The following is a 26,085-nucleotide window of genomic DNA, read 5'->3' as shown; positions in this document are numbered from 1 at the left end:
GCAGTGCTGGATTGGTTCCCAGCAAGAATGGGTCACCAACGCTACAAAAGGAGCGGCCACGGCGTGCTATTAGAGTATGAAGAAAGTGAAGCAGGGGACGTCAGCCCCTACAGCCGTGCCGGTAAGCGGCTAAAAAAAATCGAAGAGATTAACGATGCCGCTGCCGTTATCTTTGTGCGGGACGGCTACGCGCAATTCTCCGCTCGAAAGGTTGCCAAGGAGTTGGGCATTAGCCTCAACAACCTTCAGCACTACTGTGGCAACACGGAAAATCTTTGCCGGCAAATGATCAAGGCAAAGCTTGGTCACTTCGTAGAGGCCGTGAATCACCTGGTTGATAATGCCTCCGCCGAGACACCGATGGAGCGATTGGCAGTTGCCATTCGGGAAAACTCATCAGCGACATTTGATACAGAAACTGGAAAGTTCTTTTTTCAAATGGGAGCTCTGGCCAGCCACGATGAGTCGATCAAGGATTTAATGGTCAGTCAGTACAACCACTTTCTTACCGGCTTCTGTCAGTTGATTACTGAAATCAATCCCCAGTTACCAGCGGACAAAGTCCGGACATACGCTGCTCTGATCGCGACGCAGATAGAGGGGGTTTTTTTCTACCAGGATCAGCTGAGCCCAACGTCGGGACTCCGTGAACAGATGGTCGAGACCGCGATCTCATTTTGGACTGCCACCTTGACGCGTTCACCTGCAGATGACTCTGCTTAGCTAGGTGAGTGCGCCCTCGCATAAGAAGGCGCAAAGGTGATCAGATCAGACTTTGAAGTGGCCTACTTTTTCTTCAAGAGTCTTCGCTAGCTGATCAAGGTGCATGCTGACGGTTTCTAATTCTTGACCGTTCACGGCCAACCTCTGGGTGAAGTCCCTGATGTTGCTGACGTTTGCACTGACTTCATCAGCCACGTTGCTTTGTTCCTCTGTAGCCGTCGCGATCTGTAGGGTCATGTCATTTATCCTTCCGACCCCCATGCTCATCTGCTGAAGGGCATCCCCAACCTTGGCGAACTCTTCAACCGTCGTGCCTGTCAGTGAGTGGCTTTCGCTCATTGCAGCGACCACATTAGAGGTGTTCTGTTGAAGAGCTTCAATGACGAGCTGGCTCTCAGCTACCGAATCTTGGGTGCGCCGAGCTAAAGTTCGAACTTCGTCTGCGACAACCGCAAATCCTCGACCAGCTTCGCCGGCGCGAGCGGCTTCGATGGCGGCATTCAATGCGAGTAAGTTTGTCTGTTCGGCGATCCCCCGAATGACCTCCAGAACGGAACTGATCTTTGTGCTGCTGTCGGCGAGCGCCCTGACTTGGGACATGTTCTGGCTCATGCCATTGGACAGTTTATGAATTGTTTGCCTCGCGCTGACAATGATTCGATCAGCTTGTGATCCCGCGTCATTACTATCCTGCGCGGCATCGGCGGCAGATGCGGTATTCCTGGCCACGTCCTGCGCAGTCGCCGCCATTTCGGTAGAGGCTGTAGCTACCTGATCGACCTCATTGGCTTGGGCGTTCAATTTGGCGCGAGATTCTTGTGCTATTGCGGACGCGTGCGTTGCGGCCTCACGAGTTTTCTGGGCTGTAGCTTGGATCTCCTTTATCAGAGGATGCAGTTTGTCTAGGAAGCGATTAAACCATCCTGAAAGCTCGCCAAGTTCGTTAGGCTGGCGGTAGTTGATCCGCTTGGTCAGGTCGCCGTCACCGCTCGCGATTTCCTTGATCATGAGCGTGATAACACTCAATGGTTGAAGCGATTTGTGGATGACTACCGCGCTTAACAAAAGACCTAATGTTCCGAGCAGCGCACCGAACATAATACTTTGCCACATACCTGAACGGCGTCGTGTATCGAGCTGGTCTGCCAGCATGTCAGCAGGTGCCATCAATGTATCCCATGGAACGTCGATCTTTACGGCCCAAGATGCTGAGTCGCCAATAGGAGGGAAGGGCAATAGCAACTGAAAATTGTCGCGGTCGCGAGCAGCTGATATCCCAGAGGCAAATGTTAGAGCCTGAAGCCGCGCTCCATTTTCGGGCCATACCTCAGAAGCAAATTTTCCGGCTGATTTCGCCGAGGCGCTGTTCGCAGCGATTACGCCCAAGTCGCTCACGATGCTCACCGTCGATTGTCCGCCGTAAATATCACGGGAGAGCTTTTCGCTTTGCTCCTGAAGATCATTCAGACTCAAATCGACCACCAGCACACCGACATACTTGCCCTTTTCCAAGTAGGGAACTGCAAGCGATACGAGACCTTCAGTTTGGCCATTCAGTGTGTCGAAGTAAGGGGCAGTAACGCAGGGCCTAAGCGTACTTTTCGAGCAGCTATACCAATAATTCATCGGTTGGCCGCTAGCATTCGATTGATCGCCGTTGATAGTTTTTTCGTCTAATGCTGTTAATTCGAAGGTGGTGCTGCCGTACCGAGAGTAGTAGGTTGAGAAACGGCCAATTTCGTTTGAACCGAACTCTGTCTTGCCTTTGAAGCCTTCATCTTCGCCACCTGCTTGATTGGGTTCAAAAGCTACGTATAGCCCCAAGAAAGCAGGGTTGGCCGCTATTGCTTGATGAATGCTTTTGACCATGTCTCGCCGCAGGTTCCCGGCACTGATCCGACCCTCCGCAAACTGATCTCGAAGCGTGCCCAACTGCAGCGCTACCTGCTGAGCTAAGAGATTGGCATCGCTGAATTTTTTCTCTATACGAGCTTGCTGGGTTTTCCCGTTGCCGATGAGCTGATCGCGAGCTGCGACTTCTAATAGAACACTGCTCTGCGTTCGGATTTCATCTGAAGACACTTTTCCCTGGTAGACGTTGAGGGCAACAACGCTCGCCAGTGTCGTCACTAAGCATAGTCCTGCCAGGGCTAGCATTCTGAACTTCATTGAGTACATCGATAGCATTAGCAACGCCTCTGTTGGGCGCAGTGAGCTGCGCGCATTGCATAAAAAAGGGCGCCTAGAAGACGCCCTGAGGGAAACGAGATGTTGGACTCAGCTTGGGCTGGGCCTCATTGCCGGGAAACAGATTTGGCGGCTAGAGGCTGACCTTCATTGTTCCAGGTGCAGGCTGTGGGTCGAGTGTGGGACGGCTAGTGATAGCCGTTCCTTTGGTGTAGTTACCTTTTCCCATTGGAGCCACGATGAATCGCACGGCCAAGTAGTACGAAGCTCCAGAGATGGCGATTACTGGAATGGACGCGCCTAGGTAACGAAACCATTGATGCATCGCAACCGTTACGGGGTCATACAGCGCCAGGTAGCCAATCACCGCCACGATGCTGATCAATACCGCTGCCCAGTTCACGCCACCCCAGTAGGCGTAGTTGCTGTTGCGAGTCGCGAAAAGACTTGGAGCATCGAGTTGCTCGCGTCTCAGGATGAAGTAATCAACAAGCGTAATCCCGGAAATACCCACAAACATCACACCGTTGTACGACAACCAACTCATAACCTTGGACAGCAACCATTCGGTCTCAAAGGCGAAATACACACCAGGCAGCAGGAGGAGTGCGAGAAGCAGTTCCCATTTTAATCTCGCGAAGAATTTGACCTGCTGAATTGAAACCCCTGCCAAGTAGATCATCACAACCATCGTGGCAATGTTCGCCGTGAGAACGATGGTCATCACGATTGAGCCAAACACTGGCCCGCCAACCGCGATCATCCAAATCGTTGGGTCATAAGTGCCTGCGCTGATGGCTGCGAGGGCCGCGACGGTGGAGACAACCGCCGCTCCGAGGATGCCCACGCCAATGATTGAGGGGCCCATTACATGATTTTTGCTTTTTACCAGGCGGGTAAGACCACCCATGACTGGCCACCAAGTCATGGCATTGGAAACGCCAAACTCAACGGCAAGTGCCAGGCCCTGGACGGGATCATGCGAAAGCATCTGATCTGGGGCCACTTGGTTGTGCCACAGGTTTTCGAGCCCGAATTTATGCACCAGGATGCCAAACATCACCAGGGTGATCAGCATGTGCAGCGGCCCGATAAAACCATTGAGACGTTCAAAAAACTTCGGCCCTTTGCATGCAATAAACCAGACAAGGAACAGTGCAGCCAACGCAACGCCAATCACCAGGTGCTCATGTGAATCGCCTGTAACCTGGCTTCCTGTGACGGTGGCCGCGACGTTCGCTGCTCCCCTGGCGGTCAATGCTTCAACTACGTAAGACCAGCCGATCAAGGTTGCAAGCAAGCCGAATAGGGGAACGATGATCCCTCTGTAGCCGAAAGAAGCTTTGGCGGTATCAATAGGGTCGGTACCGTATTTGTAGCTGGGCACTCCAGACGCGAGCGAGACCAATGCCATGCCGATGATGAGGCCGATCACATATCCCATCACTCCGAGCCGCCAATCACCTACATACGGTAGATAGCTGCCTATGAGAAATGCCCATGTTGCCGCACTGAATGCGCAACAAGTCCAGAGAAATGAGCCGTAGGTTTTGTACACCCGGTTACCCGATAGAACTGGCAACCGACCCGCGAGGGCTTCTTGTTCAACGCTATGTGAGGTGCTCATGCGTTTGCTCCTACAGCCAGCAAAGTACCGATCCAAAGAACCGCACCTAAGAGAATCCATATAGAGGCTTCTCGAACGAGCGACGCAGCGCTACTCCAGCATTCGGAGGAGGTGTGCTCGGGCTGGTTCATGGCCTCCAGTTGCTTCAACAGATCCGTGTTCAAGCTTTCGCTTGTACTCATCATTCCTGTGCCGTGTTCAACGTCAGCTTTGCTCATGTCGTTGCTCTCTGGACGAGTTCTTACGATGCCGTCCGCTTTGGCTGTTTTAGAAAATTATTATGGCAGCGGTAGTAAGTGTTGCTGGACGCTTTGTTGTTGCTTCCCTTCGACGGTCAGTAAAACTGTCCAATTGCGCCCTGTATTCAGCCTACGCTTGGCAGCTGTTACCTCGTATCCATTTTTGGCAATCCATTACGAGACTTCCTCCTATCGGCAACCTCTTTGCGATTTGCCGATATTGGCTACGGCCAAGCCCTTCCTTGACGCTATGTTGTGGGCTCAGCCTAAAAAATATGGAGTACAGCCATGAGCAAAGAAATGCGCATTGTCGTTATTTCTGGAGCTGGTTCTGGAATCGGCCAGGCGACCGCCGTCCACTTTGCAAAGAATAATTTCTGTGTGATCGGCTGTGACCTTTCGCAATCTGGCTTGGAAGAGACAGCCCAAAAGGTTGGCGCCGGCAGCTTTCATGCACAGGTCGTGAATGTCTCTCAAGAGGACGAGGTGCGAGGGCTATTTGAGTTCGTCAAATCCTTCAACCTTGCGCTTCATGCCGTGATCCCTTGTGCGGGTGTTGCTCGCACAGGACTGGTTCATGAGTTGGCTAGGGAAGACTGGGAATTCATGCTGGGGGTGAATCTCACGGGCACCTGGTTAATGTCGAAGTATTCGATGCCGATTTTTATGGAACAGAAAACCGGCGCTTTCGTTGCCATAGGATCCGACGCATCAGTGCGTGGTGCATCGGGATATGCGGCTTACTGTGCATCTAAACACGGTGTCTTGGGGCTTGTGCGGTGCCTGGCGCTGGACTATGGGCCTTGGGGAGTACGTAGCAATGCAGTGTGTCCAGGCTTCGTACAGACTCGGATGATGGACAGCTTATTTGCGGAGGCGAGTGATCCTGAAGCCGAGATGAAGTCTTACGCCAAAGAGGTACCTTTGGGCAGATTTGCTCAGGCTGCTGAGGTGGCAAAGGTCATCTATCACTTGGCTTCCGAGGAAGCCAGTTACACGAACGGGATCGTTTATTCTCTGGATGGAGGAGCGACCGCTGGGCATTTTGGCTAGTCAGGTTTCTGAGCATTTGGGTAGTTTCTTCTCGGATCTTCGATTGAGAAGTGAGTAAATTCGCACCAGCTTGGGTCATCTGACCCAATAAAATGCAAGGTTGGTATCAGTTCACAAAAAACGCAAAGCCCCAAGAGGGTTCGCGTCTTTTTTGCTCGGCCTGCAGCGCTCGTTTTAGGCGCCTCTCTGCGCATACCGGGAATAAGAAATATTTTGACGGATGGGCGGCATGAAGCTTGCTTAGAGACATATGTCATTTAAGTTAAGCGAGATTTCATAATGGCCGTGCACACACCTCAGAACGACACTAGGTTTCGGTTTATGGAGTCGCATGATGCGTTTGAGCACGCTGGTGGCCTGAACGAATGGGACGACAATCGTTACCATCAGCTTGAGAAGAAAGCTCACTTCCATGGTGCTATTGCGAGCCATTCCATTGCCGGAAAAGTGCAGGTTACTCGCGAGACTATGGACAGTCCCTGTGTCGAGCAAATATGTCATGTTCCTCTGGATTCGATAGTCATCGTTAACGTGCGATCCGATGAGGATGTACTTCTCAATGGCAGGTACGTTAACGCCAACACCTTTCATATTTCGTCTGGGCGCTCTTTCCATGCGGTAGCAAAAGCGCCTATCGAAGCATTGATGCTTACCGTCAGTAAGGCTGCTTTTCTCGAAACATTCAAAACTGAAGCTTTCCTAAATGTCGAGTCGAAGCCATTCGAGCGATTTATTCAGCCCTCTACCGAAACTCAGATCGATTTCGAGCTGAATCTAAAATCACATCTGGGTAACGTCCAGGCAGCAATCGGGCAAGATCCATTCAGTTCGAGTCTGGATAAGGTTTTTAGCTGCGTCCAAGAAATTTTGGATTTTGAAACTTCTACTCGGCTCGTCATTCCTCCTTCGACACGGACATACATCGTCGAAAAGAGCTGCGAATTTTTCGCTCACCATGTCCAGGATGAAGACATTGGAGTGCTAGACCTGTGTAACCACCTCAGGATCAGCCGTAGAACGCTTCAATACAGTTTTGAAGATGTATTGGGCATGACTCCACTGAACTATGTAAGGTCTGTGCGACTGAACACCGCACGAAAACTGCTGATGTCCTCACCGCAGGAGACAATTCAAGGCGCCGCGCTTGATGCGGGCTTCAGCCATCTGGGTAGATTTTCAAAATACTATCAGGAGTTTTTCGGAGAACTACCGTCTCAAACTGTAAGCAGATTGGGCGCGCACCGACGTCATCATTAAAAGCCCTCAAATGTAAAAAGCCGGCTCTTTCGTAGCCGGCTTTTTATTGCCCAATCCTTAGCCCTTTGCCCCTGCCACCAGATATTGCGAGTTGAAGCCCAAGGCGCCGTGACCAGCATCCTGAGCAATCTTGAGGTCATCCGCGAGTGCCGAGATATGACTGGCCCGCAGTCCGCTTGCCTTAAGTGCATCGCGCCACTGAACGACGGCATCCAGATACACGTCCACAGTTGCCTGGATTGTGCTGAAATCGTTGGCCTCGATCTCCTTGATGCTCTTTTGCACTTTATAGCGCAGCAGATCCAACATTTTGTCGGCAAACTCTGAAAGTTGGCTCGCACTGACGCCCTGAGTCTTGGCATATGCCGCTGCCTCAAGGAAGCCGGCCAGGCCCACGGCGTAAAAGCTGCCCGTCATCGCGGCATCAACGATAGGTGGCACAGTCAGGTCTTCACCGGTGTAAATCGTGCCTTGTGGCGCCATCGGTTTAACGGTCTCTGCAATCTCGTCCCATACGGCTGGATCACATGCGTATTGAATCGCTGTGTAAGGGCCGCCAATCAGGTCAGGGTACGAAGAGATAGCTGCGTTGATAAAGATCCCGCCACGACTTTCTACGAGACTACGAAAGCGTTGTCCGTCTTCCGGCATAGAAGTGCTGAGATTGGCCACGAAGCGACCGGCCAGATCAAGCGACTCGATATTGCTTTCTATAAGCGATGCACCACCAGCTGCGCTGCTGATAATCATGATGGTTAGCTCACTTGCATGCACCGCTTCCACGAAGGAAGGAGCAAGCGTGGCACCTTTCTCCACCAGAGGTTTAGTGGCTTCAGGACGACCATCCCACACTGTGACTTTTCGTCCTGCTGCAAGCAGTGTGCGGGCGAGGCCGGAACCCATCAAGCCAGTGCCGATTACCGTTATTGTTTTAGCCATCTTCTTATTCCTCATATGGGCGAGGAGCGCTCGCCGGGTTATCTACTACCCGAAAGCTAAGCTCTGAACCTCTAAGGAAATAGCCATTTTCGGCAACTCTGCTTTTTCGCCCTCCTAGCGTGCGTCATATGCGCCTGTTGCCAATTCTGGATAGGACGAACTGAAACCCAGATGTAGCTTGTGCCCACCGATACCCACAATCCGTGAGGCCTGAAATGAACCAGATCCAGAAACCACAAGACGCTTATGTGCAGGTTGACGAAGTAGACTGGCAGGAGTTTCCAGAGCAATTTCATACCGGCGGTGTGAAGTGGAAGCTACTCCATGTTTCTCCTGAGTTTGGCATCTGGACAGTGATGTTTTTCTGTCCGAACGGCTCAGTTCTGCTGCCGCACATTCACCATGGCCCAGCGGAAGGCTACGTCTTCGACGGCATTCTTGAATTGCGTGGTGGGCCAGAAAATGGCGGTGCACTTTGCGTCAAGCACGGTTTTCTTTATGAAGCGACTGGTGCTGAGCACGAAGAGACCAAGATGCTCGCTGACACCACTTTCATCCTTCAGATGGTAGGCCCAATTACCTGGAGAACCGCTGACGGCAAAGACGTCAACCAAACTTGGTCGACCGCCCAGGACTTGTGGGAGCAGCAAACAGCTGCCTGAGTCCCTGTCATTTGGATAAAACGTCCGGAGTGAACTCGATGAGTATTTTATTTGTATTAACCTCCCACGCGACTCTTGGTGATACCGGGAGGGAAACTGGGCTGTGGCTTGAAGAGTTTCTAGTCCCATATTACAGCTTCGTTGATGCCGGTCTTCCTGTGCGCCTTTCCTCGCCGAAGGGAGGCAATGTGCCTGTTGATCCTGCTTCGGTGGACGCTCTGAAGGACAGTTCTCTTTACCAGCGCTATTACTCGGATGCCATTTTGGCAGAGCGTATGAGCTCCTCAGCCAAGCTTTCATCCATATTGGCTCCGGATGTAAGCGCGCTTGTTTATCCGGGTGGCCATGGCCCCCTGTGGGACTTGCGCGATAACCCCCATTCTGTGTCGCTGATTGAATCGTTCATTTCCTTAGGCAAGCCTGTTGCCACCATCTGCCATGCGGGATGCGCATTGCTCGATGCTCGGAAAAGCGATGGCCGCCCATTGGTGGAAGGTGTCCAGGTGACGGCCTTTAGCGACAGTGAAGAAGCTGCAGTAGGCCTGGAAAAGGCAGTTCCTTATCTCGTCGAAGCTGACATGAAAGCCCTTGGAGCGGTGTATTCGAAATCCGTCGATTGGGAAAGCCATGTTGTCGTCTCTGGATCATTGATCACTGGCCAAAATCCAGCGTCCTCTGCGGGTGTAGCCGAAGCAGTTATCAAGCGTTTGAAAGCTTGAGTTTCACCTCAAGTTGTCACTTTTAAACTTATAAAAATACCAAGGGATACCGACTGTCATGAGTTTCGTAAAAACGAAAGAAGAGCTCCAGGAAATTCAACGAATTCTTTCTGAAGGGCGTTGCACAATCGAAGCTGTATCGATTGAGTTCGAGACGACCTTCGAGTTCCTGCGGTCGGTGCTACCACCATGTTTTGATCTGCCTGAAACACCTACCGCCATAGCGAGCGTTTCACGTTGGCAGAGCGAGCTGTGTGGCGAGTTCGACTGCGGAATCATTTCTCTCAAATGTCGATACAAAGAACTCGAAGGCACCACCATGCTCGTGTTGATTGTGAGCGGGGATATGCCAGTTACAATCGGTCGTGAGATGTGGGGGGAGGCAAAGAAAACAGGTATTGCTCAGGTCTATATGGACGGTCATGAGGCCTACGGATTCTGCGAGCGCAACGGTGTACGTTTGATCGAGATTGAAGCCGAGTTTGGGGCCGACCTCGGCCCTTCAAGCAGTGAGAGCTATGATTTTGAAATCAAAGCGGTGCCTCACTCCACCGGCTTTGGTCTGCAGCACGATCCGATTCTGAACTGCATGAAGAACCAGGAGAACCTTCGAGTAAAGCGTGAAGGCAAAGGTACTCTTAAACTCACTGGCACAGCGCTGGATCCACTTCACACCATTCCAGTCGTATCGGTCGGTACGGCTTATTACACCGAAGGCGAGTCGAGTTGGACGGTACCGCGCTTGGACATACTGCCAGACAGGGATGCGTATCTGCCATTCATTTACGGGCAGAAATTCGACGATTTCCGTCTGTTCCGTAAACCAGCCCGATTCCAAAAGCTGAACCAATAATACGCATACAGATTTTTCAAAGGAGCGACGCCCCTGTCACCCATTTTGTTCAGGCTGCGGTACCAGACGCTGCGTAAAATTGAGCAGATACATCCAGCATGGCGGATGTTTTTAGGCGCCCTAAAGGGCGCCTTTTTTTGCTCAACGAGCCTTTAAAATACGGGAATTAGAAAATGCTGAAGGAATGGAAAACAGAGCCCGGCTCCGCGACGGTCGAGTCCTGGCTAGCCAAGTGATTTTGGTTTGAGTACAAAAGGGCCCTTCGGCATCAACGTCTATTTTCTATACGTAATGCTGGCTTAATTCCTTTTCGGCTTTATTGCCTACGTTGAACTTTTGACGACAAGTCGATGATGACGTGTCCAATTGTAAGAGCCATTTGCAGCGATTACACTCCAGCCCATGAAACGCTATCTGCGGTTTTGCCTCATCTTCTTTATCAGCTTGGCGCTTCCCCTCAGCGGGATGGCGGGTGTTCAGGCACCAACAGAACCTTGCCCAATGAAGACGATGGGCATGGCTATGATGGACGACATGGGGATGGACTGCTGCAACGGTATGAAAAGCCCCTCCGAGCACGGTAAGCCTTGCAAGCCGGGCCAGGAATGCAAGACGGGCGGGATGCTGCAAGTCTCGATCCTCAAGCCTCCCGTAACCTTGTTCAGCCCAGTAGCGATTTCCTTTTTCAGCGATTCCCTACCTATACAGACCCCATCCGGGGTATGGCGACCGCCCCGCGTTTGATTCCTGTCCCACATTGAGCCTCATTCCGCATTAGCGGGATGGACTAGCTGCGCGCATGTCTTTTGACGCGTGCAGTGGATGATTACAGGAATTGTAAACATGGACTCCAAGTTCAATTGCACAGGCTGGTCTCTCGTGGCCGGCCTAGCGGCAAGCGTGCTGGCATTGCCGAGTTTCGCTGCCGCATTGACGCTCGATGAAGCGTTGCGGCGGGCAGAAAACAATGCGCCGTCGCTGACCGCACAAGACGCGAAAATTCAGGCTGCCAGCAAGGCAGCCATCCCTGCTGGTGAACTACCTGATCCCAAGCTTCTGGTGGGTGTGCAGAACTACCCCATTGGCGGCCCGGATCGTTGGAGCATCGACCAGGACTTCATGACCATGCAGATGGTCGGGGTCAGGCAGGAGATGCCCAATAGCGACAAGCGCAAAGCGCGTATCGAAGTCGCCGATGCAGCTATTGATCGTGCCTCTGCGGAGCGTCGAGTCGAACGTCTGAAGGTGCGCCAGTCCACGGCGTTGGCCTGGATCAGCAGCTACTCGGTTGAGCGCAAAGATGTGCTGTTCCAGGACTTCTACAAAGAGAACCGCCTGCTGAGCGATACCGTCCGGGCCCAAATTGCCGGTGGCCGCGCTCAACCCGCCGATGCGGTGACACCTAAGCAGGAAGCAGCTCAACTGGCGGAGCAACAGGACGATCTGACTCTCCAGAGAGCACAGGCGCGAGCAGCCCTCAAACGCTGGATTGGCTCCGCCGCCAACGACAAGCCCGTGGGTCGTTTGCCTGAATGGCCCGTAGATACCTCAGGCTACTCCCATAAGTTGCAACACCACCCCGAGTTGGTAGCGTTTGCGCCGATGACCCGCGAAGCGCAAGCCAAAGTTCGTGAAGCCGAAGCGGAAAAGCAGTCGGACTGGAGTTGGGAACTGGATTATCAGCATCGTGATCGTCAGTTCGGCGACATGGTTAGCGTTCAACTTTCCTGGGATCTACCGCTATTTCCCGACTCTCGCCAAAACCCCAGGATTGCGGCCAAGCAGGCTGAACTCAACCAGCTGGAGGCCGAGCGCGAAGCGCTGTCACGCGAGCATACCCAGCAACTGGAAAATGAACTGGCTGACTATGAGCGTCTGAATCGTGCCGTGCGCAGAAATCAGGACAGCCTGTTGCCGCTAGCCAAGGAAAAGGTCGAACTCAGCATGGCCAGTTACCGTGCAGGCAAGGGCGATTTAAACGCGGTGGTTGCCGCCCGACGTGAACTCATTGAAGCCCGTCTCAAACAGATCGACGTGGAAGAACAGCGAGCACTGACCAGTGCGCGTCTGTATTTTGCTTATGGGGAGTCCAGCCAATGATCCTTAAAAAATGGAACAGGGCATTGCTGGTAGGCGTATTGCTGGCACTCGGTGTTGCCGGTGGTTACTGGTTCGCACATCAACGCATGAGCGGAGTACCTGGTGCCAGCCCGGAGCAGAGTCCCAACTCCCCAGAGGAACGCAAGGCTCTGTATTGGTACGATCCCATGTACCCGCAGCAAAAGTTCGATAAGCCGGGTAAATCCCCTTTCATGGACATGCAACTGGTTCCTCAGTACGCCGGTGGCGCAGGAGATCGTGCGACCGTCAGTATCGATCCGAGTCTGACTCAGAATCTCGGTCTGCGTTTTGCGACAGTCACCCGTGGAATCTTCAACTCCAGTCTTGAAGTCACAGGAGTCTTGGGATTCAACGAGCGTGATGTCGCTGTAATTCAGGCCCGCACCACTGGCTTTGTGGAGCGGGTCTATGCCCATGCTCCCGGCGATGTACTCAAAGCCAACGCGGCGTTGGCGGATATCTTGGTGCCCGAGTGGGCAGCCGCCCAGACAGAGTTCCTTGCCCTGAAGCGCAACGGTGATGCTGACTTGTTGGCTGCCGCCCGCCAACGACTGCGGCTCACAGGGGTGCCGGCAACATTGATCACTCAGTTAGAGCGTGGCGGTAAGGTTCAGCCCTACCTGACGCTCACCAGCCCTATTGCCGGTGTGCTGCAAGAGTTGAATGTACGTGCGGGTATGACCGTGGCGACTGGCGACACTCTGGCGCGCGTCAATGGCTTGAGCAGTGTCTGGCTAGCCGTGGCCGTTCCAGAATCGGATTCCGGAGCTATCACCGTGGGGCAGGCGGTCGAAGCGCGTCTGCCAGCCTTCCCAGGAACAACACTCAGTGGCAAGGTCAGCGCGATTTTGCCCGAGACCAATCCGGACAGCCGCACACTTCGGGTGCGTGTCGAGTTACCCAATCCGGATGGGCGCCTCAGGCCGGGTTTGACGGCGCAGGTACGCCTGAATCGTTCGACCGAGCAAAGTGTATTGTGGGTGCCGAGTGAGGCGGTGATTCGCACTGGCCGACGAGCCCTGGTGATGCTCGCCGAAGACGCTGGCCGCTACCGTCCCGTGGAGGTGCACCTCGGGCAGGAAAGCGATGGCAAAACGGCGATAGTGAAAGGTCTGGAACCAGGCCAGAAGGTGGTTACGTCTGGCCAGTTCCTGCTCGACTCGGAGGCCAGTCTTAAGGGCATTGTTGCTCGCACGGAGGAAGAGTCGCCACCCAGTGAAACAGCCTCCAGTTTTCATGAGGCGGATGGGCAGATCGTTGAGATCAACGACAAAGAAGTCACGCTCGCCCACGGCCCTTTCAAGACGCTGGGTATGCCTGGCATGACGATGACTTTCCCACTCGCTAGTCCGGCGCTGATGCAGGGCCTCAAAGCGGGTGACAAGGTTCGAATCGCGTTGAGCCAGACCGACGATGGCTTGCGTGTTGAACGCCTGGATAAATCGGGGAGCCAGCCATGATTGCTGCCCTGATTCGTTGGTCAGTGGCCAACCGATTCCTAGTGCTACTGGCGACACTGTTTGTCACCGCTTGGGGCATCTGGTCGGTGCAAAGCACGCCCATTGATGCGTTGCCAGACCTCTCCGATGTGCAGGTGATAATCCGCACCCCTTATGCAGGACAAGCGCCGCAGATCGTCGAGAACCAGGTCACCTATCCGTTGGCCACCACCATGCTCTCGGTGCCGGGGGCCAAGACCGTGCGTGGTTATTCCTTCTTTGGCGATAGTTTTGTCTACGTGCTGTTCGAAGACGGTACTGACTTGTATTGGGCCCGCTCGCGGGTTTTGGAGTATCTGAGTCAGATACAAAGCCGCTTGCCGGCCAGCGCCAAGCCGGCGTTGGGGCCGGATGCGACGGGGGTGGGTTGGATCTATCAGTACGCACTGGTGGATCGCAGTGGCGGGCACGATTTGGCACAGCTTCGCGCTCTTCAGGACTGGTTCCTCAAGTTTGAACTCAAGACCCTGCCGAACGTTGCGGAAGTAGCCACCGTGGGAGGCATGGTCAAGCAGTACCAGGTTCAACTTGATCCGCTCAAACTGGCCAGCCTCGGCATCACCCAGGCTGAGGTAACCGAAGCTATCGGCAAGGCCAATCAGGAAACCGGTGGGGCCGTGCTGGAGATGGCCGAGACCGAATTCATCGTGCGTGCTTCCGGCTACCTGAAGACGCTCAATGACTTTCGGACAATCCCACTTAAGTTGGGTGCGGGTGGCGTGCCGGTGAGCCTTGGTGATGTCGCCACGATCCAGTTGGGGCCAGAAATGCGGCGTGGCATCACTGAACTCGACGGCGAAGGCGAGACCGTCGGCGGCGTGGTGATTTTGCGCAGCGGCAAGAACGCTCGCGAAACCATTGCTGCGGTCAAGACCAAACTCGACGAACTGAAAAGCAGTTTGCCGCCCGGAGTGGAAATCGTCACCACCTACGACCGCAGCAAGCTGATCGACCGCGCTGTGGAAAATCTCAGTCACAAGCTCATCGAAGAGTTCATCGTGGTCGCGTTGGTCTGCGGGATCTTCCTTTGGCACTTGCGCTCATCGCTGGTGGCGATCATCTCCCTGCCTGTTGGTGTATTGATTGCCTTCATCGTCATGCGTTACCAAGGTATCAACGCCAACATCATGTCCTTGGGTGGGATTGCCATCGCCATCGGCGCCATGGTCGATGCCGCCGTGGTCATGATCGAGAACGCCCACAAGAAGGTTGAGGCATGGCACGCGGCCAATCCGGGGGAAGAACTGAAGGGTGAACGTCATTGGCATGTAATGACCGAAGCGGCGGCAGAGGTAGGCCCCGCGCTGTTCTTCTGTTTGTTGATCATCACCCTGTCGTTCATTCCGGTGTTCACCCTGGAAGCTCAGGAAGGACGGCTGTTCGGCCCTTTGGCTTTTACCAAGACCTATGCCATGGCCGCAGCGGCGGGGTTGTCAGTGACCTTGGTGCCAGTGCTGATGGGCTATTGGATTCGAGGTCGAATTCCCAGTGAACAACAGAACCCATTGAACCGGTGGTTGATTCGGATTTATCAGCCCGCTCTGGACGCGGTCTTACGTCGACCAAAGATCACGTTACTGGTGGCGCTATTGGTTTTTGTCAGTGCGCTATGGCCAATGTCGCGCTTGGGTGGCGAGTTTCTACCCGCGTTGGACGAGGGCGACCTGCTCTATATGCCTTCCGCTCTGCCAGGGCTGTCGGCGCAGAAAGCGGCGCAACTGCTGCAACAGACCGACCGATTGATCAAGACCGTACCAGAAGTCGAACACGTCTTTGGTAAAGCCGGTCGTGCCGAAACCGCCACCGACCCGGCACCGCTGGAAATGTTCGAAACCACCATCCAGTTCAAACCACATGAGCAATGGCGTCCAGGCTTGACCCAGGAGAAGTTGGTGGAAGAACTGGATCGAGTGGTACGAGTCCCGGGGCTGACGAATATCTGGATACCACCTATTCGTAACCGTATCGATATGCTCGCTACGGGTATCAAGAGTCCCATTGGAGTGAAGGTCGCCGGCACCAACCTGATGGAGATCGATGCCGCTACTCAGGCGGTCGAGCGCGTGGCCAAGGATGTGCCCGGTGTCAGTTCGGCTCTGGCCGAGCGACTGACCGGTGGCCGCTATATCGACGTGGATATCGACCGCAAGGCCGCCGCCCGTTACGGACTGAATATTGCCGATGTGCAGTCCATCGTGGCCGGCGCTATCGGCGGCGAAAACGTCGGGGAGACCATTGAAGGGCTTGCACGCTTCCCGATCAACGTCCGTTACCCCCGTGAGTGGCGTGACTCGCTCGGCGCCCTGGAGCAGTTGCCAATCTACACCCCGCTAGGCAGCCAAATCACCCTTGGCACGGTGGCGAAGATCAAGGTCAGCGACGGGCCGCCGATGCTCAAGAGCGAAAACGCAAGGCCTTCAGGCTGGGTGTATATCGACGTGCGGGGGCGGGACATTGCCTCGGTTGTCGCCGACCTGCGTCGGGTCGTCAATGAACAGGTCAAGCTGCAGCCAGGCATGAGCCTGAGCTACTCAGGACAGTTCGAGTTTCTCGAAAGGGCCAACGCACGCCTCAAACTGGTAGTACCTGCCACGTTGTTGATCATCTTCGTTCTGCTCTACCTGACTTTCGCCCGCTTCGATGAGGCGCTATTGATCATGGCCACTCTACCATTTGCACTGACCGGTGGAGCATGGTTCCTCTATCTATTGGGATTCAACCTGTCGGTCGCCACCGGAGTCGGCTTTATCGCCTTGGCCGGGGTTTCTGCCGAGTTCGGCGTGATCATGCTGCTCTACCTGAAGAACGCTTGGGCCGAACGTGAAGACGTCGGCGACAGCACTGAGCGCGGACTGGTTGCGGCGATTCGTGAAGGTGCTGTGCAGCGTGTTCGACCTAAGGCCATGACCGTGGCCGTCATTATTGCGGGCTTGTTACCCATCTTGTTGGGCAGCGGGACTGGTAGCGAAGTGATGAGCCGCATTGCCGCGCCCATGGTTGGCGGCATGGTCACAGCACCCTTGCTTTCCCTTTTTGTCATTCCGGCAGCCTATCGCCTAATGCGTCGCCGGCACCTCATAGTTGAACCCATCAACTCTCAAGGAAAAGTCATATGAAATTGGCCATGATTGCAGTTGCTAGCACCGTAATTACGCTGTCTCTTTCTGCCCTGGCAGAGGACATGCCTGGCATGAAAATGGACGGTATGCAGGGCATGCAGATGGAGCAGGAAACAAAACAGGCTCAAGTTGCCAATGCCGAGGGAACGATCAAGGCTATAGATACTACGAAGCATACGGTGACCATCTCCCACGGAGCTGTTCCAGCCGTACAGTGGCCGCCAATGACAATGGCTTTTTCCGTAACGGAGGATCAGATGACAGGGCTGAAGGCCGGAGACCGTGTATCGTTTTCCTTTCGGCTAGAGGGTGGCAAAGCCACAATTGTTTCCATTAAAACATGAGACTGTAGTTATGAAAATTACCGGCACGCACTGACGCGCCGGTTTTTACCGTCTACGCGGTATAAGACTTGCTGCCACTATCGGTTGATAGGTATCTATCGGGTAGGACAACTATGCGCTAGACGACGTGCGACGTTTGAGTTCAACGTGAAGGCTCATCGGATGTCTCAAGGCCTATGGTTTTACGTGCATTTTCTTAGGATGATTGACTGCGCTGGCCGTCAGCCAATCCCGTGACCTATCGGTTGATCACTCAGGTGCCATGAGCACCGCTAGGCTCATGTTGATGAACTCTTCGTTTTTGCTGATCGTCTCCAGTGCACCGCGCACGTTGCCGGCGACGTCTCCCGATCCGCGCTGCTCGACCCAATTGGTCAGTTCCATGATTGCGGCTTCAAGGGCGAGCTGGTTTTGGTTGATTTTAAAAAGCAGGGATGGCAGCAGGTCTGAATTTGGCATCGATTTTCCTCCATGAAAAAGCCAAGCGTAGCGGGATAAAAATTGAAGCATCAGCGACGTTAGTTCGATGCCGATGGGAGGCGAAACAATTGGTCGTGAATTTGCTTTCGCACCTTCCTTGACTACTGGGTTTACTAGACAAGACTGAGTTCAAATTTCCCATTCGAAGGAACGTCATGATCTCCGCTCTTGAGCTCCGACATATCATTGAGAGCGGTTTATTACCACGCTCCTGCACCTGCACGGTGAACCCAAAAGGGGCGCTTTTGATCAAGATGATTGAACCTTCCTCAGGCCATGTCGAACTGTTTGTCCCCGGCGTGTTGGCATCGGCTCTCACGTCCAGTCGGGCGATCTCGAATTTGATCGGCGAACTCAGAATTGAAATGGCTGCGCGCAAAAAGATCTGCGTGAGCGCGACGGTAAATGGTGGACTCTCAGCATCAGAGCCACCAAGTCACATCGACTCAAGTCTTACGGATGGGGTGATCAGGCTGCAGTAGGGACGCAACCGCGATGACTAGGTCGTCCAGTGACCAGGGCTTGTGCAGATAGATGGTTGATGCAGGTACTGTCGCGGGGTCAATCAGATACCCGGACGTTAGAATTGCAGCAATATACGGCCATCTACCCCTGACCATTTCAATGAATTCGATTCCTTGAATCTGCCCCGGCACGCCATGGTCTGCGATCACCAGCCGACACTGATCATGCGCTTCCAGCAGATAGGTCAATGCATCATCAGCAGTGTCGAACGCTACTGCTTTTGCGCCTATTTCCGCCACGATATCCCCCATCAGCGAGCGCAATGTCGGGTCGTCTTCGATGACGATAATCTCTCCTTGAATTGGCAATATCCCTTCCCAATTTACGTTCACTCATCGATTCCTTAGCCGGCCAAAGTGCCGACGTCTCCAACGTATGGCTCTGAGTCTATGTCCATTTTCAAGATGCGCGACCCTGAAAACAATTCGTTCAATGTCTCAGGTCAAAGGTTCGGCATTTTACAGCAACCACTGTATTTAACGCTTAGCCATTCCACCGAGCAGTTGGCTACTCATACGCCTGACTATGGAATGAACGCTACCGCCTGTCATCGAGTTGGGAATCATTCCTCGATTACCGACATAGGATACGAATGAGCAGGATGGCCGCCTCCGTAATTGAAGCGCCAAGGGCCATAGAGGTAAGTGTTCGGTCGCGGCGATAGCGCGCATTCGACGGTGCGCGCTATCGATGGGTATCTGCCAGTGATTGATCTTCATCTAAGAGCCAGCTTGGGATGGGTCAGTTTCGCTACCTTGCGTTGAGCCAGCGGTTGAACTGTCAAAATCTTCTTCGCCGGCTGCTTTTTCAGCAGTAAACCAATGCTCCAGGTCTTGTCCTTGCGGCTTCCCATCTTTTTCCCAAAGCCGATATGCAGCTTCTCGAATTTTTTGCTCATCCATCTTCGAATTCCTCCCATTTTCACTGAGTGATTTCGGGCGAAACGGGAGAAGCAGCGTCACCTCCCGATCCGTCTATCAGCGTTAAGGGTAGTCGTCATAACAAGCTTCGCCATCGCAGTTGATCGCATTACTCAACGTGCGCATGCTGACGTGGGCGGTCTTGCCCGCCGTTACTCTGGCTCGCTCCGTCGGGGATGCGGGTTAACTAATGATATCGCCAGATTTTATGGTTGGTCGCCGTGATATCTCCCGATATTCTCAATTAGTAACTGTACATAAGGCCAGAATTTGTACGTTGATTACGAACCATAGTAGACATTAACCGGCAAGTTTAACGTGGCCCTTTACGAGCGGAAGAGGTCTTCCTACTTCTTGATCTCGCGCGGATGCGCCATTAATGCGAGCCGATATATTAGTCTTCGCGAAGGAATGCGAGGATTTCGTTCGCGAGTTCGTTGGGCGCCTCTTCCGCCATGTGGTGCCCGCAGTCGAGACCTCGACCACGCTGCCTTGTCGTCCACGGTTTCCAAACAGCCAGGACATCGCCGTATAGAAGTTCAAGGTCATCACGTAGCGACCATAGAATCATGGTCGGGCATGCGATCCGACGGCCCTCGCGGCGGTCGGCCTCATCGTGAGCACGGTCGATCCCTAGGGCTGCACGGTAATCCTCGATCATGCCATGTATGGTCGCCGGATCGTGGATGGCTGCTTGGTAGTCCTTGTAGGCTTCAGCACCCATTGCCTCGGGGGAGCCGCCATACCACCCATCAGGATCAGCCAGGATCGCTTGTTCCGGTTTCTCGGGTTGAGCGAAGAAAAACCAATGCCACCACTTCGCCGCGAACCGGGCGTCGCAGCGCTCAAGAGCTTCAAGGATCGGCACACCGTCTAATATGCCGAGATGGGTAATGGCTTCCGGTTGATCCATTGCCATGCGAAAGGCGGTGTAACTACCTCGATCGTGGCCGATTACAGCGAACCGATCATGACCAAGGTGGCGCATCAGGGCTACGCAGTCGCGGGCCTTGGCGCGTTTCGAGGAGCCCGCATGGTCGGATGTGTCCTCTGGCTTTGATGAGTGACCAAAACCTCTCAGGTCAGGGCAGACGACCGTGTGATGTTGCGCAAGAAGTGGGGCGACACGATGCCAAGTCGCGTGAGTTCGAGGATGACCGTGGAGTAACAGAACAGGTGAACCATTGCCACCGTGCCTTACCCTTAGTGTTGCCTCAGGAAGAGTTACGGTATCGAGTGAAAAGTTGTCGAACATCGCACTGTCCTGGGCGTTTGCCACTGTCGTAGGTTCGCAACGACCACGTCGGCGGATCATTGCCTTCGTTTGTATCGTTGTGATCAATTGTTAGTAAACGATGCTTGGCTCTTATTTTCAGTAAAATCTGGGGCAGCCTGGAGTGACCTTAACTCCGGACTCAAAACACGGTTTGACTTAAACGCCGTAACGTTTATTTCCACCAGAAGTGATGCAATAACGACCGCCTCTTGGGCCGATGCAGACACTGCCTGAAGCACAAGCACATGAGGTTCCATAGTTGGGGATTTGCTTGCGAGTTGGCTGCGCCGCAGGTTGCACTGATGATTTTCGCTCAGAGGCGACGTAACAGTTCGATCCACTGCAAAGGCTTTTGGATGAAAGCCATTTTGCCGGTTGACCGTCGATGCTGATCCGCACCCAATCATTTTTCTTTTCGAAGACTTGAACCTTGTCTCCGCGCTTCAGAGTGGAAATAACCTTCCCGCCCGGCTGATCTCGCATATTTAGCTTATCCGCGCTAACGAACTGATCGAGCGGTGGCGTTGCGGCTGGTGCCATTGTCGGTGCAGGGACGGAAACTAATGCGTTCGGTGTGGCTTGGGGGGCTGGCTGTTCCTGTGTAGAAGGTGTGTCTTTCTTGCCCATGAACCATAGGACTGCAGCAAGAATCAGAAGAGGGACAAACCATGACTGAGATTTTTTGCGCATATCCTTTGCCCCTATCTAGCACGCATTACGCGGGCTGCCGTAGCGACAAGCGTAGTCGAGCTGAGCCGATTTACTCAGCGATCAGATGGGATGCCGCAGTGGCTCTGATCCTAATTTCGTGGTTTCTGTAAGAGCATGGCCCAATACCAGATTCTATTCGGTCGGGTAGCAGATACGACCTATTTGTACCGAAAGCGTCAACGCTCCGAACTTTCTTTCGATCTTTTCAGTCGACCAAGCACCAACTTGATCAACGCACTCAATGGCGTATCGGTGGGCATGCCATCGCAGGCAGCCCACGACAGATCGGGTACAACTATAAAAATGGTGATTCCGATGAATTGTCTTATCTGCGTAGGTGTTGCTGAGCGCATTCAGTGCTCTGGCCCTTGGGAAGAAAGAGACTGTCCGGACTGCGGACGCTACCGAGTCTCGGACGAACTCATATTGACCTTGATGGAGCAGGGCCAGATTTTCGATGTCAGCAAAACTAGGGGGTGGCTTGATAGCAGGCGTGTGGGAGGTGCGATACCTTCTATTGAGATCCATGAAGCGCTGCTGCTGCCTTGAGTGGTTCGAAGTCTGGGGTAAATGAGTATGTCCGTCAGCTCGGGCTAATTCAGAACGCATGCAGCCGCAGGTCAAGCTGTCCCAATACCTAACAGATGAAGAATGAGTGGATCATAGACAGATCTCCGCTGAACCCAATGTTCCGCGTCTGTAGAGAGGCGCCTAATGCCAAAAATCACCAGCGCAAAGGATCTGCAAATCAGTCTCGACGACGCGAACGAAGAGGGGCTGTTCAGGTGGTTGGTCGCCAGTTTTCTGATGGGTAAACGGATACAAGCTGAAATCGCCGCAAACGCTTACAAAGTGATTGTTCACAGATACCAGCGAGACACTCCGCGCAAATTGGCCAATTGCACGCATCGTTAACTCGTTGCCATGCTGGGGAGGCGCACTACCTTCGTTACGATGAGTCCACAGCCACTCGATTGCTGGCCTTGGCGAAGAAGATCAACGACGAATACTCGGGAAGGGTGGGGAACATCTTCGAGGTGAGTTGTTTCAAGGGCGAGTTGGTTTTGATTGATCTTGTAGAGTAGGGAAGGGAGGTCTGTTCGCCATTGTGATTCCTCCTTGTAAGATGTCGACGTAACAACCCAAATCGTATTGTACGGCCTGTCACTGTCGAGTCATGGTTGACCAAGTGATTTTGGTTTGAGTACAAAGGGCCTTTCGAAGGCCTTTTTTGTTGGCTCTGAGTTTGGATTGGACAGCTTTAGAAGGGGCTACGTATCACAGGGGCGCTAGCTACAAGTGAGACTGACTGCCTTCGCGGCCCGTTTGAGCTGTTGCTTAATCTCTATAGGTATCCGCTGTTTTAATAATCGCTGTTCAAGAAATGCTTGATCGCCTCGAGCCTCCACCTCTGCCTCAACAGCGGCATCCTCCGCTTTTATGGTGGCAGCGTGACTCTCCATGATCGAATCAATATCCGCCGCGCTTTTGGCACCTTCGAGAGCACTGATAAGTTTTGCCACTTCCACCTCTTCAGCGCTAGCGTAGGCCTCTACGGTCATCCCGGAAGCTAACGCTCGCGCTCGAATTTCCACGCCTTTTAAAGTTTGCTTCGCTTCACTGCACGAAAATTCTTGATTCTGCTTGTCGATAGCTCTCCATTGGAGCAGTTCATAGGTCATCGTGCCGATGATTGCTAGGGTGAGAGTACCGATCAGGATCCGCTTCATAATCTTTCTCGAATGTTTGAGAGATGTCGATGGGGGTACTTCATCTCATTCGAAGAAATTAAAGCGTAGCATTGTCATCAGTCACAAAGCAGTCAACGCCATATCACCGACGGAGCAACGTAGAACCCGGATCACTTACTGTATAGCCAGGAGCACAAGAAACGAGTTCAAGATCCTTTCGTAATCATTCAACAAGACCTACGATGGCAAGCCCGTTACACAGTTGAGCTAAAGAGATACCAGTGACAACAAGAATTTCTTGATTCGAAGTGTCGTGGAAAAATCGTACCGTCAGAGCGGTTCCTGAATCGATTGTGCATTCGCAACGAGTGGGCAGAAAACTTTGTTCTATCAAGTGACGGATTTCTAGAGTAGATAGCATGTGGCTCGTCTCGACGGGAGCCAGCCAAATGACTTTTGTCTAAAGAGTAATGAGAAGCGCCGCGAAGGTATGCTCTTGATAGGGCTTAACCTAATTCATTGGCTAGGGGCTCACCGATGAGTGTATACCCCGTGCCTTCAGATGCTTTAAATCCTTTCGGTCTTGGATTCGTGGGCTACCCCGCTTGAGCGCGGCACTTCAAGACGACTCATCTCTTCATTTGACCTTGAAATCGGTGGTTTAAGTTTCGTTCACCGAACGCCTTCTAATGTCGCTTGTTTAACTACCCGCACGGCTCAACCGCACCGGTACCGATTTGGCAGCCGGTACCTTGCTGCGTTCGGCGTGGTGCCACAGGGGCACCAGCGGATTGCATTCGGGGTAATAGGCGGCGGCGCAGCCTTCGGGAATGTCATAGGCTACGATCTCAAACGGCCCGACCTGGCGCTTGACGTCGGGTTCGATGGCCGTAGTCAGCAACACCTGCTCGCCAACCTCAAACCCCAACCTAGCAACGTCATTGCAGTGCATGAAAATCACCTCGCGGGTGCCGCTGATCCCGCGAAAGCGATCTTCGTAGCCATAAATGGTGGTGTTGAACTGGTCGTTGCTGCGCAACGTCATCAGTTGAAGTACATCGCGCGGTGCGGCGCCTAGGTTCACGTCATCGTCTTCGTTGAGGGTGGCGGGCGTGATGAATTGGGCCTTGCCACTTTCGGTCAGCCATTTGCGCGTGGCGACGGCAATTGGTCGGTGGAAGCCGCCCGGTTCGGTCATGCGGGTTTCCATGTTGTGGAAGATGTCCGGATAAATGGTTCCGATGGCTGTTCTGATTAGAGAGTAATTCTTACGCCAGCCCTCCCAGTCAATGGAGGCGCCGGAGGGCAGCGAGGCCATGGCGAGACCGGCAACGATGCTGGCCTCCGCACGCACGTGGGGGCTGACCGGTTCCGCGCTGCCGTGCCAGGCATGGATGCAGGCGGTGCTGTCCTCGGTGGCCCAGGTTTGCGCGACGCCGTCCTGCCGGTCGATTTCGATACGGCCCAGGCATGGCAACAGCCACATTTTCTGGGCCGGGAGCAAGTGCGTGCGATTGAGCTTGGTTGCGATCTGTACGTTCAGTTGCAGCGTTTGCCAGGCCGGCTCCATGCGCGAAGTGTCGGGATGGCTCGCAGGAAATTGCCGCCCAGGCCAATGAATCCGCGTACCCGACCTGCCAGAATGCCTTCACAGGCGTCCACGGTGCACAGCCCCATTTGCGATGGCACCTTGAAGCCGAACTGCTGCTCGATCAGTTCGACCGGGACTTTTTTGGATCTTCAGTAATCCCCACGGTGCGCTGGCCCTGGACGTTGGAGTGGCCACGAACCGGACAAATCCCGGCGCCCGGTTTGCCAAAATTACCGCGCATCAGCAACAGGTTCACCAGCATCTGCACGTTCTGCACGCCGTGCCGATGCTGGGTCAGACCCATGCCGTAAATAATCATCACCCGTTGGCTCGGGCGTACACCGACGCGGCTGCTTCTAGTGCGCCACGGGTCAACCCGGATTGGCGCTCGATGTGTTGCCAATGACATCCGCGCACCATCGTGGCGAAGGTGTCGAAACTTTCGGTGTGCTGCGCAATAAAGTCATAGTCGAGGATGGCGGCACGACTGTCACGTTGCGCTTGATCGTCCATTTCCAGTAAGACTTTGGCGAGGCCGAGCAGGGCGGCTGAATCACCGCCGATGGCGACCTGATGGTATTGGGTGCTGATGATCGTCGATTCCGGCGTGAGCATCTCGGTCGGCGACTGCGGATTGACGAACCGCTCCAACCCTCGCTCGCGCAAAGGGTTGAAGGTGATGATTGGCACGTTGCGTTTGCGCACGTCCTGCAACTGATGAAGCATTCGCGGCGCATTGCTGCCGACGTTCTGGCCGAAGAAAAACAGGCAATCGGTGTGTTCGAAATCCTCCAGCGTCACCGTCCCGACCGGCACGCCGATGCTTTCCTGCAAACCCACGGAGGTACTTTCGTGGCACATGTTCGAACTGTCGGGCAGGTTGTTGGTGCCATAGGCCCGGGCGAACAATTGGTACATGAACGAGGTTTCCAGCGACGCACGCCCCGAGGCGTAAAACACTACGCTGTCAGGCTCCAGTGCACGCAATTGCGCGCCGATTTCGCGGTAAGCCGCGTCCCAGGTCGTTTCCAAGTAGCGGTCACTGGCCGGGTCGTAGTATAGGGGATGGGTCAGCCTACCGTGCTGCTCCAGGTCATAATCCGGCCACTGGCGCAATTCACTGAGGGTGTGCTCGGCGAAGAAGGCCGGGCTGGTCTTCATAGACGTCAATTCCCAGGCTGTGGCCTTGGCGCCGTTCTCGCAAAACTCCAGCGCATGGGGATGGCCCGGCTTGGCCCAAGCACAGCTGACACATGCAAAACCGTCCGGCTTATTTTGTTTCAGCAGTGCGCCCGGAGCCTTGGCGAATGCCTGCTCGCGCCACAGGATTTTCATCACTGACTTGGCGGAACCCCAGCCGCCGCTCGCATGGGTATATGGGTGGAAATGGGTTTTCGGATGAATGAGCATCGGCGGCTCCGACAGGCTTGATCGTGAAGTTATAAAGCTGGGACGAATGCGCGGGGTGAAAGGTTCGAGTGGATGGGTGGACGGTGAGTTGCTCACCTGGCCGCTACCGCTAAACCATTATTCAAGTAGTGATCAGTGC

At 53.9% G+C, this 26,085-nt stretch carries 23 protein-coding genes and 3 pseudogenes; 13 read left to right on the top strand and 13 right to left on the bottom strand.

The features are described 5' to 3' along the window. The first annotated feature begins 3 nt into the window (after window positions 1–3). Window positions 4–723 (top strand): TetR/AcrR family transcriptional regulator, encoded by a 720-nt coding sequence (locus tag HKK52_RS09325; RefSeq protein WP_169370582.1) that lies wholly within the window; start codon window positions 4–6, stop codon window positions 721–723. Between the two features lie 45 nt (window positions 724–768). On the opposite strand, the gene HKK52_RS32965 is transcribed toward HKK52_RS09325, so the two are convergent. The 4 genes and pseudogenes from HKK52_RS32965 to HKK52_RS09310 form a co-directional block, all read right to left on the bottom strand. After that, on the bottom strand, window positions 769–1,524 hold the full coding sequence (locus HKK52_RS32965) for a methyl-accepting chemotaxis protein (RefSeq protein WP_442962291.1): 756 nt from the start codon (window positions 1,522–1,524) through the stop codon (window positions 769–771). Window positions 1,525–1,626: 102 nt separating this feature from the next. Next, window positions 1,627–2,592, bottom strand: a pseudogene (locus HKK52_RS32960) (PDC sensor domain-containing protein); the annotation flags it as partial. Between the two features lie 451 nt (window positions 2,593–3,043). After that, on the bottom strand, window positions 3,044–4,537 hold the full coding sequence (locus HKK52_RS09315; protein ID WP_237150755.1) for a cytosine permease: 1,494 nt from the start codon (window positions 4,535–4,537) through the stop codon (window positions 3,044–3,046). After that, the gene (locus HKK52_RS09310) at window positions 4,534–4,755 is read right to left on the bottom strand and encodes a hypothetical protein (RefSeq protein WP_046061863.1); all 222 of its coding nucleotides are present in this window, start codon (window positions 4,753–4,755) and stop codon (window positions 4,534–4,536) included. Before HKK52_RS09310 ends, HKK52_RS09315 begins: the two co-directional genes overlap by 4 nt. Before the next feature lie 309 nt (window positions 4,756–5,064). Here HKK52_RS09310 and HKK52_RS09305 point away from each other — a divergent pair, with 309 nt between their 5' ends. Then, window positions 5,065–5,829 (top strand): SDR family NAD(P)-dependent oxidoreductase, encoded by a 765-nt coding sequence (locus HKK52_RS09305; protein WP_169370580.1) that lies wholly within the window; start codon window positions 5,065–5,067, stop codon window positions 5,827–5,829. A 321-nt stretch (window positions 5,830–6,150) separates the two neighbouring features. After that, window positions 6,151–7,086, top strand: coding sequence for a helix-turn-helix domain-containing protein (locus HKK52_RS09300; RefSeq protein ID WP_169370579.1), 936 nt, complete (start codon window positions 6,151–6,153; stop codon window positions 7,084–7,086). A 57-nt stretch (window positions 7,087–7,143) separates the two neighbouring features. Here the strand turns inward: HKK52_RS09300 and HKK52_RS09295 are convergent, their stop codons facing one another. Continuing rightward, entirely contained in the window at window positions 7,144–8,025 is an 882-nt protein-coding gene (locus HKK52_RS09295; protein WP_169370578.1) for an NAD(P)-binding domain-containing protein, read from the bottom strand. Between the two features lie 215 nt (window positions 8,026–8,240). Here HKK52_RS09295 and HKK52_RS09290 point away from each other — a divergent pair, with 215 nt between their 5' ends. From HKK52_RS09290 to HKK52_RS09255, 8 genes are all read left to right on the top strand, one after another. Beyond that, window positions 8,241–8,687 (top strand): cupin domain-containing protein, encoded by a 447-nt coding sequence (locus HKK52_RS09290; protein WP_169370577.1) that lies wholly within the window; start codon window positions 8,241–8,243, stop codon window positions 8,685–8,687. 38 nt (window positions 8,688–8,725) lie between these two features. Continuing rightward, the gene (locus tag HKK52_RS09285; protein WP_169370576.1) at window positions 8,726–9,406 is read left to right on the top strand and encodes a type 1 glutamine amidotransferase domain-containing protein; all 681 of its coding nucleotides are present in this window, start codon (window positions 8,726–8,728) and stop codon (window positions 9,404–9,406) included. 58 nt (window positions 9,407–9,464) lie between these two features. After that, entirely contained in the window at window positions 9,465–10,259 is a 795-nt protein-coding gene (locus HKK52_RS09280; RefSeq protein WP_169370575.1) for an acetoacetate decarboxylase family protein, read from the top strand. 402 nt (window positions 10,260–10,661) lie between these two features. Then, window positions 10,662–11,003 (top strand): hypothetical protein, encoded by a 342-nt coding sequence (locus HKK52_RS32610; protein ID WP_169370574.1) that lies wholly within the window; start codon window positions 10,662–10,664, stop codon window positions 11,001–11,003. 99 nt (window positions 11,004–11,102) lie between these two features. Then, the gene (locus HKK52_RS09270; RefSeq protein WP_169370573.1) at window positions 11,103–12,359 is read left to right on the top strand and encodes a TolC family protein; all 1,257 of its coding nucleotides are present in this window, start codon (window positions 11,103–11,105) and stop codon (window positions 12,357–12,359) included. After that, a complete protein-coding gene (locus HKK52_RS09265) occupies window positions 12,356–13,840 on the top strand; it encodes an efflux RND transporter periplasmic adaptor subunit (protein WP_169370572.1) in 1,485 nt (494 codons plus the stop codon). The genes HKK52_RS09270 and HKK52_RS09265 overlap by 4 nt, the downstream gene beginning before the upstream one ends. Further along, entirely contained in the window at window positions 13,837–16,995 is a 3,159-nt protein-coding gene (locus tag HKK52_RS09260; RefSeq protein WP_169370571.1) for an efflux RND transporter permease subunit, read from the top strand. Before HKK52_RS09265 ends, HKK52_RS09260 begins: the two co-directional genes overlap by 4 nt. Then, window positions 16,992–17,342, top strand: coding sequence for a copper-binding protein (locus HKK52_RS09255; RefSeq protein WP_169370570.1), 351 nt, complete (start codon window positions 16,992–16,994; stop codon window positions 17,340–17,342). The genes HKK52_RS09260 and HKK52_RS09255 overlap by 4 nt, the downstream gene beginning before the upstream one ends. A 249-nt stretch (window positions 17,343–17,591) precedes the next feature. On the opposite strand, the gene HKK52_RS09250 is transcribed toward HKK52_RS09255, so the two are convergent. Continuing rightward, window positions 17,592–17,801 carry a hypothetical protein gene (locus tag HKK52_RS09250; protein ID WP_169370569.1) on the bottom strand — a complete coding sequence of 70 codons (210 nt, stop codon included), beginning with the start codon at window positions 17,799–17,801 and terminating at the stop codon, window positions 17,592–17,594. Between the two features lie 176 nt (window positions 17,802–17,977). Between HKK52_RS09250 and HKK52_RS09245 the strand changes: the two genes are divergently transcribed. Beyond that, window positions 17,978–18,304: a DUF1652 domain-containing protein gene (locus tag HKK52_RS09245; RefSeq protein ID WP_169370568.1), complete on the top strand. Its 327-nt coding sequence runs from the start codon at window positions 17,978–17,980 to the stop codon at window positions 18,302–18,304. Here the strand turns inward: HKK52_RS09245 and HKK52_RS09240 are convergent. The 4 genes from HKK52_RS09240 to HKK52_RS09225 all read right to left on the bottom strand — a co-directional run bounded on the left by HKK52_RS09240 (window position 18,269) and on the right by HKK52_RS09225 (window position 21,233). Beyond that, on the bottom strand, window positions 18,269–18,679 hold the full coding sequence (locus HKK52_RS09240; RefSeq protein WP_169370567.1) for a response regulator: 411 nt from the start codon (window positions 18,677–18,679) through the stop codon (window positions 18,269–18,271). The two genes, HKK52_RS09245 and HKK52_RS09240, sit on opposite strands and share 36 nt — an antisense overlap. Window positions 18,680–19,066: 387 nt before the next feature. Beyond that, window positions 19,067–19,249 (bottom strand): DUF2934 domain-containing protein, encoded by a 183-nt coding sequence (locus HKK52_RS09235; RefSeq protein WP_169370566.1) that lies wholly within the window; start codon window positions 19,247–19,249, stop codon window positions 19,067–19,069. A 412-nt stretch (window positions 19,250–19,661) separates the two neighbouring features. Next, complete coding sequence (locus HKK52_RS09230) at window positions 19,662–20,522, bottom strand: alpha/beta fold hydrolase (protein WP_169370565.1); 861 nt, start codon at window positions 20,520–20,522, stop codon at window positions 19,662–19,664. Window positions 20,523–20,699: 177 nt separating this feature from the next. Continuing rightward, a complete protein-coding gene (locus HKK52_RS09225; protein ID WP_169370564.1) occupies window positions 20,700–21,233 on the bottom strand; it encodes an SH3 domain-containing protein in 534 nt (177 codons plus the stop codon). A 735-nt stretch (window positions 21,234–21,968) separates the two neighbouring features. On the opposite strand from HKK52_RS09225, the pseudogene HKK52_RS32605 reads away from it, so the two are divergent. After that, window positions 21,969–22,297 (top strand): annotated as a pseudogene (locus HKK52_RS32605) (DNA methylase); the annotation flags it as partial. Between the two features lie 246 nt (window positions 22,298–22,543). Here HKK52_RS32605 and HKK52_RS09220 read toward each other — a convergent pair. The 3 genes and pseudogenes from HKK52_RS09220 to HKK52_RS09210 form a co-directional block, all read right to left on the bottom strand. Further along, window positions 22,544–22,984, bottom strand: a complete 441-nt coding sequence (locus HKK52_RS09220) for a hypothetical protein (RefSeq protein WP_169370563.1) — start codon at window positions 22,982–22,984, stop codon at window positions 22,544–22,546. 184 nt (window positions 22,985–23,168) lie between these two features. After that, entirely contained in the window at window positions 23,169–23,366 is a 198-nt protein-coding gene (locus HKK52_RS09215; protein WP_169370562.1) for a DUF1652 domain-containing protein, read from the bottom strand. Between the two features lie 279 nt (window positions 23,367–23,645). Then, a pseudogene (locus tag HKK52_RS09210) lies at window positions 23,646–25,946 on the bottom strand (FdhF/YdeP family oxidoreductase). Window positions 25,947–26,085: the final 139 nt, after the last annotated feature.

Origin of the sequence: Pseudomonas sp. ADAK2, from assembly GCF_012935755.1 — a bacterium.
Taxonomy (GTDB): Bacteria; Pseudomonadota; Gammaproteobacteria; order Pseudomonadales; family Pseudomonadaceae; genus Aquipseudomonas.
This window is presented reverse-complemented; position numbering and strand designations above follow the sequence as displayed.

Coding starts and splice junctions, on each gene's coding strand:
- HKK52_RS09315 (WP_237150755.1), bottom strand. CDS start 4,537: ATGAGCACCTCACATAGCGTTGAACAAGAAGCCCTCGCGGGTCGGTTG.
- HKK52_RS09310 (WP_046061863.1), bottom strand. CDS start 4,755: ATGAGCAAAGCTGACGTTGAACACGGCACAGGAATGATGAGTACAAGC.
- HKK52_RS09305 (WP_169370580.1), top strand. CDS start 5,065: ATGAGCAAAGAAATGCGCATTGTCGTTATTTCTGGAGCTGGTTCTGGA.
- HKK52_RS09300 (WP_169370579.1), top strand. CDS start 6,151: ATGGAGTCGCATGATGCGTTTGAGCACGCTGGTGGCCTGAACGAATGG.
- HKK52_RS09295 (WP_169370578.1), bottom strand. CDS start 8,025: ATGGCTAAAACAATAACGGTAATCGGCACTGGCTTGATGGGTTCCGGC.
- HKK52_RS09290 (WP_169370577.1), top strand. CDS start 8,241: ATGAACCAGATCCAGAAACCACAAGACGCTTATGTGCAGGTTGACGAA.
- HKK52_RS09285 (WP_169370576.1), top strand. CDS start 8,726: ATGAGTATTTTATTTGTATTAACCTCCCACGCGACTCTTGGTGATACC.
- HKK52_RS09280 (WP_169370575.1), top strand. CDS start 9,465: ATGAGTTTCGTAAAAACGAAAGAAGAGCTCCAGGAAATTCAACGAATT.
- HKK52_RS32610 (WP_169370574.1), top strand. CDS start 10,662: ATGAAACGCTATCTGCGGTTTTGCCTCATCTTCTTTATCAGCTTGGCG.
- HKK52_RS09270 (WP_169370573.1), top strand. CDS start 11,103: ATGGACTCCAAGTTCAATTGCACAGGCTGGTCTCTCGTGGCCGGCCTA.
- HKK52_RS09265 (WP_169370572.1), top strand. CDS start 12,356: ATGATCCTTAAAAAATGGAACAGGGCATTGCTGGTAGGCGTATTGCTG.
- HKK52_RS09260 (WP_169370571.1), top strand. CDS start 13,837: ATGATTGCTGCCCTGATTCGTTGGTCAGTGGCCAACCGATTCCTAGTG.
- HKK52_RS09255 (WP_169370570.1), top strand. CDS start 16,992: ATGAAATTGGCCATGATTGCAGTTGCTAGCACCGTAATTACGCTGTCT.
- HKK52_RS09250 (WP_169370569.1), bottom strand. CDS start 17,801: ATGCCAAATTCAGACCTGCTGCCATCCCTGCTTTTTAAAATCAACCAA.
- HKK52_RS09245 (WP_169370568.1), top strand. CDS start 17,978: ATGATCTCCGCTCTTGAGCTCCGACATATCATTGAGAGCGGTTTATTA.
- HKK52_RS09235 (WP_169370566.1), bottom strand. CDS start 19,249: ATGGATGAGCAAAAAATTCGAGAAGCTGCATATCGGCTTTGGGAAAAA.
- HKK52_RS09230 (WP_169370565.1), bottom strand. CDS start 20,522: ATGTTCGACAACTTTTCACTCGATACCGTAACTCTTCCTGAGGCAACA.
- HKK52_RS09225 (WP_169370564.1), bottom strand. CDS start 21,233: ATGCGCAAAAAATCTCAGTCATGGTTTGTCCCTCTTCTGATTCTTGCT.
- HKK52_RS09220 (WP_169370563.1), bottom strand. CDS start 22,984: ATGAAGCGGATCCTGATCGGTACTCTCACCCTAGCAATCATCGGCACG.
- HKK52_RS09215 (WP_169370562.1), bottom strand. CDS start 23,366: ATGCTATCTACTCTAGAAATCCGTCACTTGATAGAACAAAGTTTTCTG.